Source organism: Stenotrophomonas sp. 63632_Sma, from assembly GCF_056482875.1.
This window is the reverse complement of record NZ_CM151220.1, coordinates 773,311-787,070: the sequence shown is the minus strand read 5'-3', so window position 1 is coordinate 787,070 and position 13,760 is coordinate 773,311. Positions and strand designations below refer to the sequence as shown.

Annotated in this window: 14 protein-coding genes; 10 read left to right on the top strand and 4 right to left on the bottom strand. The window is 66.9% G+C overall.

Translation table 11 applies throughout. The annotated features are described in order from the left end of the window. The first annotated feature begins 235 nt into the window (after positions 1 to 235). From ACZK45_RS03545 to ACZK45_RS03530, 4 genes are read left to right on the top strand one after another with little or no spacing between them, the layout of a single operon-like run. Positions 236 to 817 carry a nitroreductase family protein gene (locus ACZK45_RS03545; RefSeq protein ID WP_478445460.1) on the top strand — a complete coding sequence of 194 codons (582 nt, stop codon included), beginning with the start codon at positions 236 to 238 and terminating at the stop codon, positions 815 to 817. Continuing rightward, positions 814 to 1,764 (top strand): 5'-3' exonuclease, encoded by a 951-nt coding sequence (locus ACZK45_RS03540; RefSeq protein ID WP_478445459.1) that lies wholly within the window; start codon positions 814 to 816, stop codon positions 1,762 to 1,764. Before ACZK45_RS03545 ends, ACZK45_RS03540 begins: the two co-directional genes overlap by 4 nt. After that, complete coding sequence (locus tag ACZK45_RS03535) at positions 1,761 to 2,315, top strand: NUDIX hydrolase (RefSeq protein ID WP_010481791.1); 555 nt, start codon at positions 1,761 to 1,763, stop codon at positions 2,313 to 2,315. Before ACZK45_RS03540 ends, ACZK45_RS03535 begins: the two co-directional genes overlap by 4 nt. Continuing rightward, complete coding sequence (locus tag ACZK45_RS03530) at positions 2,308 to 3,105, top strand: N-formylglutamate amidohydrolase (RefSeq protein ID WP_478445458.1); 798 nt, start codon at positions 2,308 to 2,310, stop codon at positions 3,103 to 3,105. The genes ACZK45_RS03535 and ACZK45_RS03530 overlap by 8 nt, the downstream gene beginning before the upstream one ends. Positions 3,106 to 3,185: 80 nt before the next feature. Here ACZK45_RS03530 and ACZK45_RS03525 read toward each other — a convergent pair whose 3' ends face one another. Both ACZK45_RS03525 and ACZK45_RS03520 read right to left on the bottom strand, forming a co-directional pair. Beyond that, on the bottom strand, positions 3,186 to 3,857 hold the full coding sequence (locus tag ACZK45_RS03525) for a DUF7716 domain-containing protein (protein ID WP_478445457.1): 672 nt from the start codon (positions 3,855 to 3,857) through the stop codon (positions 3,186 to 3,188). After that, positions 3,854 to 5,272, bottom strand: coding sequence for an MFS transporter (locus ACZK45_RS03520; RefSeq protein WP_478445456.1), 1,419 nt, complete (start codon positions 5,270 to 5,272; stop codon positions 3,854 to 3,856). The genes ACZK45_RS03525 and ACZK45_RS03520 overlap by 4 nt, the downstream gene beginning before the upstream one ends. A 105-nt stretch (positions 5,273 to 5,377) precedes the next feature. Between ACZK45_RS03520 and ACZK45_RS03515 the strand changes: the two genes are divergently transcribed. Next, positions 5,378 to 6,262, top strand: coding sequence for a LysR family transcriptional regulator (locus ACZK45_RS03515; protein ID WP_346487224.1), 885 nt, complete (start codon positions 5,378 to 5,380; stop codon positions 6,260 to 6,262). A gap of 135 nt (positions 6,263 to 6,397) precedes the next feature. Here the strand turns inward: ACZK45_RS03515 and pip are convergent, their stop codons facing one another. Beyond that, a complete protein-coding gene (gene pip, locus ACZK45_RS03510; protein WP_032130095.1) occupies positions 6,398 to 7,339 on the bottom strand; it encodes a prolyl aminopeptidase in 942 nt (313 codons plus the stop codon). A gap of 48 nt (positions 7,340 to 7,387) precedes the next feature. Beyond that, positions 7,388 to 8,245, bottom strand: coding sequence for a peptide chain release factor N(5)-glutamine methyltransferase (gene prmC / locus ACZK45_RS03505; protein ID WP_125895502.1), 858 nt, complete (start codon positions 8,243 to 8,245; stop codon positions 7,388 to 7,390). Positions 8,246 to 8,595: 350 nt separating this feature from the next. Between prmC and ahpC the strand changes: the two genes are divergently transcribed. The 5 genes from ahpC (at position 8,596) to ACZK45_RS03480 (ending at position 13,560) form a co-directional block, all read left to right on the top strand. Beyond that, on the top strand, positions 8,596 to 9,159 hold the full coding sequence (gene ahpC / locus ACZK45_RS03500) for an alkyl hydroperoxide reductase subunit C (protein WP_004144811.1): 564 nt from the start codon (positions 8,596 to 8,598) through the stop codon (positions 9,157 to 9,159). A 225-nt stretch (positions 9,160 to 9,384) separates the two neighbouring features. After that, complete coding sequence (ahpF, locus tag ACZK45_RS03495; RefSeq protein WP_478445455.1) at positions 9,385 to 10,977, top strand: alkyl hydroperoxide reductase subunit F; 1,593 nt, start codon at positions 9,385 to 9,387, stop codon at positions 10,975 to 10,977. Positions 10,978 to 11,062: 85 nt separating this feature from the next. Continuing rightward, positions 11,063 to 12,025 (top strand): LysR substrate-binding domain-containing protein, encoded by a 963-nt coding sequence (locus ACZK45_RS03490; RefSeq protein WP_032129919.1) that lies wholly within the window; start codon positions 11,063 to 11,065, stop codon positions 12,023 to 12,025. A 123-nt stretch (positions 12,026 to 12,148) separates the two neighbouring features. After that, positions 12,149 to 12,553 carry a nucleoside diphosphate kinase regulator gene (gene rnk, locus ACZK45_RS03485; RefSeq protein WP_005408156.1) on the top strand — a complete coding sequence of 135 codons (405 nt, stop codon included), beginning with the start codon at positions 12,149 to 12,151 and terminating at the stop codon, positions 12,551 to 12,553. A gap of 50 nt (positions 12,554 to 12,603) precedes the next feature. Beyond that, complete coding sequence (locus ACZK45_RS03480) at positions 12,604 to 13,560, top strand: transaldolase (RefSeq protein ID WP_478445454.1); 957 nt, start codon at positions 12,604 to 12,606, stop codon at positions 13,558 to 13,560. Positions 13,561 to 13,760 lie beyond the last annotated feature (200 nt).

Genomic DNA, 13,760 nt, shown 5'->3' with positions numbered 1-13,760 from the left:
CAGCCCGTCACGGACAGTGAAACAGTCCTCACTTCAAACCTCATGACCGGCGGCCCGGCAAGATAGATATCGTAAGCCGTGCGAGGCCCACGAGGCGAGAGGAAGCGGTCGTCCCTTTCCCGCCAGTGGCATGATGTTCATCACAGTTTGATATTCAGGGGCGGGACGCGACACAGACGGCGTCATTGACCACCCCGACTATAATCAAACACCCGTGATGACCGGTTCAGACTCCATGCCCGACCCCGCTGCCCTGCTTGCCCTGGATGCCCGCCGCTCGGTGCCCTCGCGGCAACTGGGCGAGCCCGGACCGGATCCAGCCACCCTGCAGCGCATGCTGGCCTCGGCCGTGCGCGTGCCCGACCACGGCAAGCGCGTACCGTTCCGCTTCCTGAAGATCGCCGGCGATGCACGTCACACTCTGGGCGACTTCCTGGCCGAGCGCAGCCGCCAGCGCGACCCGCATGCGGGCGAGGCAGTAATCGAGAAGGACCGCCAGCGTTTCAGCCATGCGCCGCTGGTGATCGTGGTGGTGGCCAGCCCGCGGCCAGACCCGAAGGTGCCCGAGCAGGAACAGCTGATGACCGCCGGCTGCGTCTGCTTCGCCCTGCTGCAGGCCGCGCAGGCGCTGGGCTTCGGCGCGCAGTGGCTGACTGCATGGATGGCCTTCGACCCGGTCGTGCAGGCACATCTGGGCCTGGCCGAAGGCGAAGGCATCGCCGGCTTCATCCACATTGGCACGCCCAAGGCCGATGTACCCGAACGCGAGCGCCCCGATCCGGCGGCCCTGCTGCGCGACTGGACGCCACCGGCATGACCCTGCCGGCTCCGCCGCCGTCGCTGTACCTGGTTGATGCCAGCATCTACGTGTTCCGCGCCTGGCATTCGCTGCCAGACCAGTTCCAGGACGCGCAGGGCTGGCCGACCAACGCCGTGCACGGCTTCGCCCGCTTCCTGCTGGACCTGCTGGAGCGCGAGCGCCCCCAGCACATCGCCATCGCCTTCGACGAAGCGCTCGACAGCGGCTTCCGCCATCGCCTGTACCCTGCCTACAAGGCCAATCGGGACCCGGCGCCGGAAGCGCTCAAGCGCCAGTTCGTACACTGCAAGGCGCTGTGCGCGGCGTTGGGCCTTGCGGTGCTTGCCCACCACGAATACGAAGCCGATGACCTGATCGGCAGCGCCCTGCACGTGCACCGTGGCAGCCACCGCGGGGTGATCATCTCCGCCGACAAGGACCTGTCGCAGCTGCTGCTGGATCACGACGAGCAGTGGGACTACGCACGCAACCAGCGTTGGGACGTAGCCGGAGTGAAGGCGCGGCACGGCGTGCACGCGCACCAGATCGCCGATTACCTGGCACTGTGCGGCGATGCGGTGGACAACATTCCCGGTGTCAGTGGTGTCGGCAGCAAGTCCGCCGCCGTGCTGCTGGCCCACTTCGGCAGCATGGATGCGCTGTACGAACGCCTGGACGAAGTGCCGTTCCTGCGCCTGCGCGGCGCGGCACAGATGGCGGTGCGCCTGCGCGAACAGCGCGAGCACGCCCAGCTCTGGCGCCAGCTGACCACCATCGCGCTGGACGCGCCGCTGGAAGGCAGCCAACCCGGTCTGCTGCGCCAGGCGGCCGACCCGGAGCTGCTCGGCGGCCTGTGCCAGACCCTGCGCTTCGGCCCGATGACCCGCCGCCGGCTGTTCGATGCCGCCGGTGTGGCCGACCCCGTTCCCACTCCATCCTTTTCCAATTCCAGCGAGCCCGCATGAGCCAGCGCAACACCGAAGCCCCGCGTGTCGTCTATGAAGGCAAGTACCAGCGCATGCTGGTGCGCGGCACCTGGGAATACAGCGAACGTACCCACGCCGGTGGCCTGGCCGCGATCATTATTGCCGTCACCCCGGAGGACAAGGTGCTGTTCGTCGAGCAGTTCCGCGTGCCGCTGCAGGCACCCACCATCGAGATGCCGGCCGGCCTGGTCGGCGACATCCACGCCGGCGAATCGATTGAAGTCTCGGCCGTGCGCGAACTGGAAGAAGAAACCGGCTGGACCGCCGATCACGCCGAAGTGCTGATGATCGGCCCGACGTCGTCCGGCGCCAGCAGCGAGAAGATCGCCTTCGTACGCGCTACCGGCCTGCGCCGGATCGGCGAAGGTGGCGGCGATGACAGCGAGGACATCACCGTGCACGAGATTCCACGCAGTGAGGCCGCGGCCTGGCTGGTGCAGAAGATGGGCGAAGGCTACGAGCTGGATGCCAAGCTGTGGGCCGGCCTGTGGATGATCGAGCACCACCTGGACGGGCGCCCGCGTGGCTGACGCCGATCTGCATGCGCTGCCGGCGCTGCTCGGCGCCGACGACCCGGCGATCTACACCCTTCACCGGCCGCAGGGCGCTTCGCCGTACCTGCTGCTGGCCGACCACGCCGGCCAGCAGGTGCCGCGCGCTCTCGCCGGCCTGGGCTTGCCACAGGCCGAACTGGACCGCCACATCGGCTGGGACATCGGCATTGCCGGCACCACCCGCGCACTGGCCGAACGGCTGGACGCCTGGGCGATCGAACAGACCTATTCGCGGCTGCTGATAGACTGCAACCGCCCACTGGCCTCGCCGACGCTGATTCCGGAAGTGAGCGACCACACCGTGGTCCCGGGCAATGCCGGGCTGTCGGCGGCACAGCGCCAACAGCGCATCGATGCGATCCACGCGCCCTACCACGCGCGCATCGACGCGGAACTGGATGCACGCCGCGATGCCGGCCGCCCCACCCTGCTGGTGATGATGCACAGCTTCACGCCAGCGATGAACGGCACGCAGCGGCCGTGGCATGCCGGCGTGCTGTACCACCAGGACACGCGCTTTGCGCATGCACTGCTGCAGGCACTGCGCGACGAAGGCGACCTGGTGGTGGGTGACAACGAACCCTATTCAGTCAGCAGCACCAGCGACTACGCGGTGCCGGTGCATGGCGAAGGCCGCGGGCTGGTGCACGTGGAACTGGAGATCCGCCAGGACCTGATCGCCGATGCCGCCGGGCAGCAGGCATGGGCGGAGCGGCTGGCGCGGATCTTCAGCGCGCTGCAGCCGCAGTTGCTGGCCGCCGGGTGATTTACCCAGGCTTGGTAGTGCCGGCCGCTGGCCGGCAACTGCAATGATCCAACGAACCTGAGGTTGCCGGCCAGCGGCTACTACCGCAATACGGGCGCATCCATCCACGGGAACGGCTTGAACCCGTGCACCTGCACGGTCGCACCGATCGCTTCGAAATCATCCTTGATCGCCTGCGCGCGGCGACGATCCAGCGCTTCACCCAGCACCAGCGGCAACGCACGGCAGCGTGCCAGCGCCTCGCCCACCGGCATCTCCAGCAGGCGCGCCACGCGCTGCGCTGCGGCCTTCAGCTGGTCTGCCGGGCACGCCACCAGGCACAGATCGAACGAAGCGAAGATGCCTGCGCCCACCCCTGCCTCGCGCGCCTCCGCTTGTTCCTCAGCACCCGCTTCGCCCAGGGCCTCGTCGATACCCTCGACCTGCTGGAACGCGTCGTACTCGGCGTAGTACGCCAGTGCCTGCGCGTAGTCCTGCAGCGACGACAGCGGGCGTTGCCGCTTCTGCACATCCAGCACGTCGGCAAACGTGGCCGGTTCAAGATACGGGAACAGCCCCATCGCTGCCGAAGCGGCCGATCGCTCGCCGTCGTCATCCAGCGCTTCATCACTGGATGACGGCAACCACAACCGCGCAGCCAGCAGGTCCTCGTTGCTGGCCATCACCCAGCCGAAGGCGTTCCACACCTCATCGTCATCGTTGCAGACAGCGAAGGCATGCAGGGTCTGTTGCAGGTCCAACAGTTCGATCATGCGTCGGTGCTCAGGCAGGCAGTCGCTGCCGAGTCTACCGGCGCCGGGCGCAGGCCCAGCGCGATCACCACGCCGAGCGCGGCGAACAGCGCGGCGCCGTACTGTGCATTGACCATGCCCTGCAACGCATCAGGGCTGGTTGCCGCCTGCGTGCCGCGCGCGGCGTTGGCGACCATCACCAGTACCGCCAATCCCAAGGCGCCGCCGATCTGCTGGGCGGTGGCCGCCATGCCGGACGCGACGCCTTGCTGCGGACCCGGCACGCCCTGCCCGGCCACGATCCACATCGCCGTCCAGCTCATGCCCTGGCCAACGCTGAGCACCACGATGCCCGGCAACAGCGGCCAGTAGCTGCCGCCATGCGGCATCGCCAGCGCCACCGCGGCGATGCCGACGGCACCTGCGGCGAAGCCCCAGGCCAGCACCTGCCGTGGCGAACGGCGCCGCAGCATGCGTTCGGCAATCCGGATGCCGAAGGTGCACACCAATGTCGGCAGCAGGAAGGCCATACCGGCCTGCAGCGGGCTCCAGCCATAGCCATCCTGGAAGTAGAGCGCCAGGAAGTAGTACTGCACGCCATAGCTGCTCATGAAAGCGAAGGTCAGACCCAGCGCGGCGCGGAGGCCGGGCAGGCGCAACAGCGAAAACTGCATCAGCGGGTCACGGCTGCGCTTTTCGATCTGTACGAACACCGTCAACAGTACGGCTGAAAGCAGCAGGCAGATGAGCGTAGCCGGCGCCGTCCAGCCCCACTCCGGCCCTTGCACCAGGGTGGTGACCAACAGGCTGCCGCCGGCGGTGACAGTGAGACAACCGGCCAGATCGAAGGAACGGCCCTGCACGCGTGGACCATCGGACGGCAGCCATGTACCGGCCGCGACCGCGCACGCCGTGGCCAGCGGCACGATCACCGCCAGCACCGCCGGCCAGCCGAACGCCTGGGTCAGCACGCCGCCGAGCAGCGTGCCCAGCGCCAGGCCCACCGCACTGGCCATGCTCCAGATCGCCAGCGCACGATTGCGTACCGGGCCTTCGGCGTACAGCGTGTTGATCAGCGCCAGCGTGGCCGGGAACAGCAGCGCCGCCCCGACGCCTTGTGCGGCGCGCGCGATGATCAACAGCGTGGCGTTCGGCGCCAGCGCGCCGAGCAGCGAGGCCAGCGCGAACAGCAGCATGCCCAGCCGGTAGAAGCGGCGGCGGCCGATCAGGTCGGCGGCACGGCCACCCAGCAACAGGCTGCCGCCGAACGCCACGGTGTAGGCACTGACCACCCATTGCAGCTGCTGCGCGTTGATCTGCAGCGCGCGGCCCATGTCATGCAGGGCAACGAAGATGATGGTGGCATCCAGGGCAATGATCAGCTGGGCGGTGGCCAGCAGGGTCAGCGCCCAGCGCGGATATTTGAGGGGAGGCATCGGCGGTCTGGCGCGGTGGGGGAGCGCAGTCTCATTGATGCGAGCCAATCAATAAACCCCTCCCCGACCATATCTGTCATGATTTTCGGCATGAATGGAGCCTCGATGGACCTCAATGCGGTGCGCATGCTGGTGCAGGTGGCCGAAGCGCGCAGTTTCACCGTGGCCGCCGGCCAGCTGGGCCTGAGCCAGTCCGGCCTGTCGCGCGCGATCGGGCGGCTGGAAGTGTCGCTGGGGGTGAAGCTGCTGCAGCGGAACACCCGCAACGTGGCGCTGACCCCGGATGGCCGCCAGTTCGTGGAACAGGTGGCACCACTGCTGACCGGCCTGGACGATGCCGAACGGCAACTGGCCGACCGCCCGTGCACGCCCTCGGGCACATTGAAGATCAGTGCGCCGTCGATGTTCGGGCGCAAGGTGCTGGTGCCGATGCTGGCGCCGTTGCTGCAGCAGCATCCGCAGCTGCAGGTGGAAGCGGTGCTCAGCGACCGTCTGGTCGATCTGGTCGAGGAAGGCTTCGATGCCGCGCTGCGCACCGGCGTCATCGCCGACCAGCGCATCGTCGCGCGGCCATTGCGACCGCTGCGCTGGGTGACGGTGGCCAGCCCCGCCTATCTGGCCCGTTGCGGCGCACCGGACGATGTGTCCGCGCTGCAGGATCATGCCTGCCTGGCGGTGCGCAACCTGCGCAGTGGCCGGCTGGTGGACTGGCAGTTCCTGCAGGACGGGCAACTGCGCGAGTTCACGCCGCCGACGCGGATTGTGTTCGACAGCGGCGATCCGCTGGTGGAAGCGGCCATCGCCGGTATCGGCATCGTGCAGGTGATGGATTTCGCCGTGGCCGACGCCTTGGCCGATGGCCGCCTGCAGCGCGTGCTGCAGCCGTTCGAAGGCCGCAGCCGCGCACTGTCACTGATCTATCCGCCCTCGCGGCAATGCTCGCCAAAGCTGCAGGTACTGGCCGACGCGTTGCTGGCCGGGCAGTGGTAGCGCCGGCCGCTGGCCGGCGTCTCCAGCAATCCAACCGTCTCAGGTTTGCCAGCGGCCGGCACTACCAGGCTGCGGTAGATCCACGCCATGCGTGGATGAGGGCCGGTAGCGCCGGGCATGGCCCGGCGTTACCGATCAGGCGAAGCTATCGGTGGCGCGCACCAGCGCGTCCACGTTTTCGGCTTCGAACGCCGAGTGCCCCGAAGCCGGCGTAATTTCCAGCTTCGCCTTCGGCCACACCTTGGTCAGGTCCCAGGCGTTGGCCAGCGGGCAGACCACGTCGTAGCGGCCGTGCACGATCACGCCGGGAATGTCAGCGATGCGGTGCGCGTCGCGCAGCAGCTGGTCTTCCACCTCGAAGAAGCCGCCGTTGACGAAGTAATGGTTCTCGATGCGGGCAAAGGCCAGCGCGAAGTGCGGGTCTTCGTGGCTGTTGATGAAGTCGTCGTCGACGTGCAGGAAGCTGGTCGCGCCTTCCCACACCGCCCAGGCTTTGGCCGCTTCCAGGCGGGTGGTTTCGTCTTCGCTGGTCAGGCGGCGGTGGAAGGCCGAGATCAGGTCATGACGCTCCACCGACGGAATCGGCTTGAGGTAGTGCTCCCACGCATCCGGGAACAAGCGGTTGGCGCCTTCCTGGTAGAACCATTCCAGTTCCCAGCGACGCAGCATGAAGATGCCGCGCAGGACCAGTTCGGTCACGCGCTGCGGGTGGGTTTCGGCATAGGCCAGTGCCAGGGTCGAACCCCAGCTGCCGCCGAACACCTGCCAGCGATCAACCTTGAGGTGCTCGCGCAGCTTCTCGATATCGGCGACGAGGTCCCAGGTGGTGTTGTCCACCAGGTCCGCGTGCGGGGTGGAACGGCCGGCACCGCGCTGGTCGAACAGGATGATGCGGTACTTGGACGGGTCGTGGAACTGGCGCATCTTGTCGCTGCAGCCGCCGCCCGGGCCACCGTGCAGCATCACCACCGGCTTGCCGTCCGGGTTGCCGCACTGTTCGAAGTACAGCGTGTGGCGGTCGTCGACCTTCAGGGTGCCGACGTCGTAGGGGGTGATGGCGGGGTACAGCGTACGCATGCTTGCAGCTCCAGGGTGATGCCCTGCCGGGGCAGGAGAACCTCCATTCTAGGCCGGACGCCGGCCCAGGGTGATGCGGTCGCGCTGCTCCAGGTCCTGCACGGTCTGTACTTCCGCAAAACCCGCCGCGTCGAACAGTGCGCGGATCGCCGCGCCCTGGTCCCAACCGTGCTCGATCAGCAGCCAACCGCCGGGCAGCAGATGGGCCTGGCCACCGTCGACGATGCGGCGGATGTCATCCAGCCCGTCCACGCCGGAGGCCAGCGCGGTGGCCGGTTCAAAACGCAGGTCGCCCTGTGCCAGGTGCGGATCATCGCTGGCGATGTATGGCGGGTTGCTGGCAATCAGGTCGAAGCGTGCACCCTGCAGTGGCGCATACCAGTCGTGCCCGCCCTCGGCGAAGCGGACGTTGCGCAGTTCATGGCGCGCAGCATTGCGCGCGGCCACGGCCAGCGCGCCCGGGCTGGCATCGGTAGCCAGCACCTGCGCTTGGGGCCGTTCGGTGGCCAGTGCAAGTGCAATCGCACCGCTGCCGGTGCCCAGGTCAGCCAGCTGCAGCGATTGGTCTGGCGGCAGCCGCTCCAGCGCCAGCTCGACCAGCAGCTCGGTTTCCGGACGCGGGATCAGCGTGGCCGGGTCGACCTCCAGGTCCAGCGTCCAGAAACCGCGGCGGCCGGTCAGGTAGGCCACCGGCTCACCGGCCACGCGGCGGGCCAGCAACGCTTCGAAGGCGGCCAGGTCGGCGGCGGCCAGCGGATCGGTGGCATGCGCGAACAGCCAGCTGCGCGGGCGCTCCAGCACATGCAGCAGCAGCAGTTCGGCCTCGTGGCGGGCCTCGACGCCGCCGAGGCGGGCACTGGCCTCGGCCACGATCTGGCGCAGGGAGGGTTCGGTTTGGGAAAACATGCCGCAATTGTAGAGCGGAGCCCATGCTCGGCTGCTTCTGCCGCAGTCGAGCTACACATCCACAGGTCCGCAGTCGAGCATGGCTCGACCCTACAAAAGGCTGCAATCCGTTCAGGTTCTGCCCGAGGGGATAAGGAGGGACTATTGGCCCTATTCAGCCGTTCCGGAAGATTTTCCTTGTCACACAGGCAGTTGCAGGATGAAAGCGTCCGGGTTCAGTGCCTGCTCAGTGCATTTTGATAGACTACATCTATCAAATAGATGCAATCAATGGATTGTTCTTATCGATAGCGAGTCGGTACTCTAGGTCCTGTCGATTCACCCACTCCCCTTCACCCAGAGGAAAAACGATGTCCCTGATCAACACCCAGATCCAGCCGTTCGAAGCCAATGCTTACCTGAATGGCGAGTTCATCAAGGTTTCCGACAGCACCCTGAAGGGCCAGTGGTCGGTCCTGATCTTCATGCCGGCCGCCTTCACCTTCAACTGCCCGACCGAGATCGAAGACGCCGCTGACCATTACGCCGAGTTCAAGAAGGCCGGCGCCGAGGTCTACATCGTCACCACCGATACCCACTTCTCGCACAAGGTGTGGCACGAAACCTCGCCGGCCGTCGGCAAGGCCCAGTTCCCGCTGGTTGGCGACCCGACCCACCAGCTGACCAACGCCTTCGGCGTGCACATTCCGGAAGAAGGCCTGGCCCTGCGCGGCACCTTCATCATCAACCCGGAAGGCGTGATCAAGACCCTGGAGATCCACTCCAACGAGATCGCCCGTGACGTCTCCGAAACCCTGCGCAAGCTGAAGGCTGCCCAGTTCACCGCCGCCAACCCGAACCAGGTGTGCCCGGCCAAGTGGAAGGAAGGCGAGAAGACCCTGACCCCGTCGCTGGACCTGGTCGGCAAGATCTAAAGCGGTACCGGCCTGCCGTGGCCCCACGCCACGGCGCGCCTTTCATCCCCGTGCCGGTCCCCCCACCGGCGTGGGGGTGAACCCAAGACAGCCAACGCTCGCCCGCCTTGGCCAGCCAGCCCCTTCCACGGTCGCTGTCTTGGGTTCACCCCTACCCCCTGCTGGTCCGCTACCTTCTACAGCGGTGCCACGCCCCCTGTTTGCCTGAAGCCAGGAGATGACCCGATGTTGGACGCCAACCTGCAGTCGCAGCTGAAGACCTATCTGGAGCGCGTGACCCGCCCGATCCAGATCACCGCGCACGCCGACGACGGCGCCAAGTCGCAGGAAATGCTGGAACTGCTGCAGACCCTGGACAGCCTGTCGGACAAGATCTCGCTGCAGGTGCTGCGCGATGGCCAGGGCCGCGTGCCGTCCTTCGACCTGGGCACCCCGGGCCAGGATATCCACCTGACCTTCGCCGGCCTGCCGATGGGCCACGAGTTCACCTCGCTGGTGCTGGCGCTGCTGCAGGTCGGCGGCCACCCGTCCAAGGCCACCGCCGAGCTGATCGAGCAGGTGCAGAACCTGGAAGGTGAATACAAGTTCGAAACCTACTTCTCGCTGTCCTGCCAGAACTGCCCGGACGTGGTGCAGGCACTGAACCTGGCCGCGGTACTCAACCCGCGCATCCAGCACGTGGCCATCGACGGTGCCCTGTTCCAGGACGAAGTCGAGCAGCGCGAGATCATGTCGGTGCCGACCGTGTACCTCAACGGTGAAGTCTTCGACCAGGGTCGCATGACCCTCGAGCAGATCGTCGCCAAGCTGGACACCAACGCCAGCAAGCGCGATGCCGAGAAGATCGCCACCAAGGATGCCTTCGACGTGCTGGTGGTGGGCGGTGGCCCGGCTGGCGCGGCAGCGGCGATCTATGCCGCACGCAAGGGCATCCGCACCGGTATCGCCGCCGAGCGTTTCGGTGGCCAGGTGCTGGACACCATGGCGATCGAGAACTTCATTTCGGTGAAGGAGACCGAAGGCCCGAAGCTGGCCACGGCGCTGGAACAGCACGTGCGCGAGTACGAGGTGGACATCATGAACCTGCAGCGCGCCAGCGCGCTGGTGCCGGCTGGCGAAGACGGCCTGGTGCAGGTGCAGCTGGAGAACGGCGCGGTGCTGAAGTCGCGTTCGGTGATCCTGTCCACCGGCGCGCGCTGGCGGCAGATGAACGTGCCGGGCGAAGACCAGTACCGCAACAAGGGCGTGGCCTATTGCCCGCACTGCGATGGCCCGCTGTTCAAGGGCAAGCGCGTGGCGGTGATCGGCGGCGGCAACTCCGGCGTGGAGGCGGCCATCGATCTGGCTGGCATCGTGTCGCATGTAACCCTGCTGGAGTTCGATTCCAGCCTGCGCGCCGACGAAGTGCTGCAGAAGAAACTGCGCAGCCTGGCCAATGTCACCGTGCTGACCAGCGCACAGACCACCGAAGTGCTGGGTGACGGCAGCCGTGTCACCGGCCTGGTCTACAAGGACCGCGTCGGCGGCGACGCCCACCGCGTCGAGCTGGAAGGCATCTTCGTGCAGATCGGCCTGCTGCCCAACACCGAGTGGCTGAAGGACACCGTGGCGCTGTCGCCGCGTGGCGAGGTCGTCATCGATGACCGCGGCCAGACCAACCTGCCGGGCGTGTTCGCTGCTGGCGATTGCACGACGGTACCCTACAAGCAGATCATCATTGCCATGGGCGCCGGTTCGACCGCCGCACTGAGCGCGTTCGACCACCTGATCCGCTCGTCGGTGAGCAGCAGCAGCGGTGCCGTTGCTGAAGCTGCCTGATCCATCGTTCCCAGATCACCGGGAACATTGTCTGCCTGTCGGGTAACCATGCCGTCAGCCGGTCCGTTACCCCTGGGGTGTAAGGATGAACCTACGTGATCTGAAGTACCTGGTAGCCCTGGCCGACCACAAGCATTTCGGCCGGGCTGCCGCCTCCTGCTTCGTCAGCCAGCCGACGCTGTCCACGCAGATCCGCAAGCTGGAAGAAGAGCTGGGCCTGCCGCTGGTGGAACGTGCACCGCGCAAGGTGATGCTGACCCCGGCCGGCCAGGAAGCAGCAGCACGGGCACGGGTGATCGTGTCCGAAGTGGAACAGCTGAAGGAAGCGGCACGTCGCAGTCGCGATCCGGAAGCCGGTACGGTGCGCCTGGGGATCTTCCCGACCCTGGGCCCGTACCTGCTGCCGCATGTGATTCCGCGCATCCGCGATCGCTTCCCGGAGCTGGAACTGCTGCTGGTCGAGGAAAAGAGCGATGTGCTGCTGGACCGCCTGCGCGAAGGCAAGCTCGACGCTGCACTGCTGGCCCTGCCGGTGATCGACGACCAACTGCATGCCGAGTTTCTGTTCGAGGAACCCTTCCTGCTGGCCGTATCCGGGCGCCACCCGCTGGCCCGTCGCGAACACCTGGACGTGCAGGAGCTGGCCACGCAGAAGCTGCTGCTGCTGGAAGATGGCCATTGCCTGCGCGACCAGGCACTGGAAGTCTGCCGCCTGTTCGGTGCCAACGAGAAGTCCGAGTTCCGCGCCACCAGCCTGGAAACCCTGCGGCAGATGGTCGCCGCCGACGTCGGCATCACCCTGCTGCCAAGCCTGTCGGTGCAGCCGCCGGTGCCGCGCTCGAACAACATCCGCCTGCTCGACTTCACCGGCGAAGGACGCCCCAGCCGCCGCATCGCGATGATCTGGCGCCGCAGCTCGGCCATGAACGACTTCCTGATGGAGCTGGCCGATCAGTTCAAGCGCCTGCCGCAGGCGCTGTTCACCCTGGAAGCGGTCAACGCCGCCGGCGACACGACCGCCCTGCCCGGCCCCGCGCTGAACGGCTGAACCCCCGCAGCACCGGCCTGGAATCGGCAGGAGTCGATTCCGGTCGCATTTGTCCCCACAATACAGACAGGCGGCGCCAGCAGGTGCCGCCTTTTGCATGGCTTTCAACCAAGGAGCTTCACCATGAGTACCGCCAGCGGCCTGCCGCCGTCGATCACCGTTTCCACCTTCGACATGGACCGCCTGGACGCCATGCTCGAATCCCCTGCGCTGAGCCAGACGCCTGCCGCGCTCGCGCTTGCTGAAGAACTCAACCGTGCCACCGTGCTGGCACCGGACCAGATTCCCGAAGGCATCGTCATGATGCATTCGCGCGTGGAGTGCGAAGATGAAGTGTCGGGCGAGAAGCACGTCCTGACCCTGGTCTTCCCCCGCGAAGCCAACGTCGATGAAGGCAAGGTTTCCGTGCTGGCCCCGGTCGGCAGTGCCCTGCTCGGCCTTTCGATCGGCCAGAGCATCGACTGGAACGCGCCCGGCGGCCGCAAGCTGCGCCTGCGCGTGACCGCGGTCCACAACGACCGCCCCTGATTACCGCTGCGCACCGCGCGCGATTCGATCCCCCTGCACCAGGAGCCGTAATGAGTACCCCGTCCAAACTGTCCCAGCTGCGCGAACTGTCCGTGGTCGTTGCCGATACCGGTGACTACGAGGCGATCAAGCGCCTGCAGCCGGTGGACTGCACCACCAACCCGACCCTGGTGAAGAAGGCGCTGGACCTGCCGGTCTACGCCGAGCTGATCGAACGCGAACTGGCCTGGGGCCGCCAGCAGAGTGGCGACCGCGAAGCCGTGGTGCACGCCGTGGCCGACCGCCTGACCATCGGCGTCGGCGCGCTGCTGAGCACGCTGGTGCCGGGCCGCGTGTCCACCGAAGTGGATGCCGACCAGGCCCACGACACCGCTGCCACCGTAGCCAAGGCCCGCCAGTTCATCCAGATGTACGCCGATGCCGGCGTGCCGCGCGAGAAGATCCTGATCAAGATCGCCGCGACCTGGGAAGGCGTGGAAGCCGCGCGCATCCTGCAGGCCGAGGGCATCGACTGCAACCTGACCCTGATCTTCAACCCGACCCAGGCGCTGGCCTGCAGCGAAGCCGGCGCGTTCCTGATCTCGCCGTTCGTCGGCCGCATCCTGGACTGGTACGTGGCCAACGGCCAGACCCCGGCCAACATCGATGAAGACCCGGGCGTGAAGTTCGTGCGCGGCGTGTATGCCGAATTCAAGCGCCGCGGTTCGCCGACGGTGGTGATGGGCGCCTCGTTCCGTTCGACCGCGCAGATCGAAGCGCTGGCCGGTTGCGACCGCCTGACGATTTCGCCGGACCTGCTGGAGAAGTTGGACGCCGACCACGGCGAGCTGCCGCGCAAGCTGGTGGCCGGTGCGGCGGATGGCGTGCCCGTGACCCCGATCGACGCGGCGAAGTTCGCGGCGGATCTGGCGGCCGATCCGATGGCGACCGAGAAGCTGGCGACCGGTATCGATGCGTTTGCCAAGGATCTGGAAGCACTGCGCGAGCGCATTCGTTCGGAACTGTGATTCCGGCCAACGGCTGAGCCCCTCGTGGCGGGGGCTTGGTCGCGTTGAAGCAAGAGCGAAAGCCGCGCTGGGTCGGGCGGGTTGGGTTCGCGGGAGACGCCGTGAATCCGTCCCTGGAGGCTTGGCCGCGGCATCCATGCCGCGGACACTCCCGCGAACCCAACCCGCCCGCCCTCTGACAGTTTCCGGTGGCCGCCCGC

Excerpts from the sequence above, each read along its gene's own strand:
- ACZK45_RS03545 (WP_478445460.1), top strand. The coding sequence starts at position 236 with ATGCCCGACCCCGCTGCCCTGCTTGCCCTGGATGCCCGCCGCTCGGTG.
- ACZK45_RS03540 (WP_478445459.1), top strand. The coding sequence starts at position 814 with ATGACCCTGCCGGCTCCGCCGCCGTCGCTGTACCTGGTTGATGCCAGC.
- ACZK45_RS03535 (WP_010481791.1), top strand. The coding sequence starts at position 1,761 with ATGAGCCAGCGCAACACCGAAGCCCCGCGTGTCGTCTATGAAGGCAAG.
- ACZK45_RS03525 (WP_478445457.1), bottom strand. The coding sequence starts at position 3,857 with ATGATCGAACTGTTGGACCTGCAACAGACCCTGCATGCCTTCGCTGTC.
- ACZK45_RS03520 (WP_478445456.1), bottom strand. The coding sequence starts at position 5,272 with ATGCCTCCCCTCAAATATCCGCGCTGGGCGCTGACCCTGCTGGCCACC.
- ACZK45_RS03515 (WP_346487224.1), top strand. The coding sequence starts at position 5,378 with ATGGACCTCAATGCGGTGCGCATGCTGGTGCAGGTGGCCGAAGCGCGC.
- pip (WP_032130095.1), bottom strand. The coding sequence starts at position 7,339 with ATGCGTACGCTGTACCCCGCCATCACCCCCTACGACGTCGGCACCCTG.
- prmC (WP_125895502.1), bottom strand. The coding sequence starts at position 8,245 with ATGTTTTCCCAAACCGAACCCTCCCTGCGCCAGATCGTGGCCGAGGCC.
- ahpC (WP_004144811.1), top strand. The coding sequence starts at position 8,596 with ATGTCCCTGATCAACACCCAGATCCAGCCGTTCGAAGCCAATGCTTAC.
- ahpF (WP_478445455.1), top strand. The coding sequence starts at position 9,385 with ATGTTGGACGCCAACCTGCAGTCGCAGCTGAAGACCTATCTGGAGCGC.
- ACZK45_RS03490 (WP_032129919.1), top strand. The coding sequence starts at position 11,063 with ATGAACCTACGTGATCTGAAGTACCTGGTAGCCCTGGCCGACCACAAG.
- rnk (WP_005408156.1), top strand. The coding sequence starts at position 12,149 with ATGAGTACCGCCAGCGGCCTGCCGCCGTCGATCACCGTTTCCACCTTC.
- ACZK45_RS03480 (WP_478445454.1), top strand. The coding sequence starts at position 12,604 with ATGAGTACCCCGTCCAAACTGTCCCAGCTGCGCGAACTGTCCGTGGTC.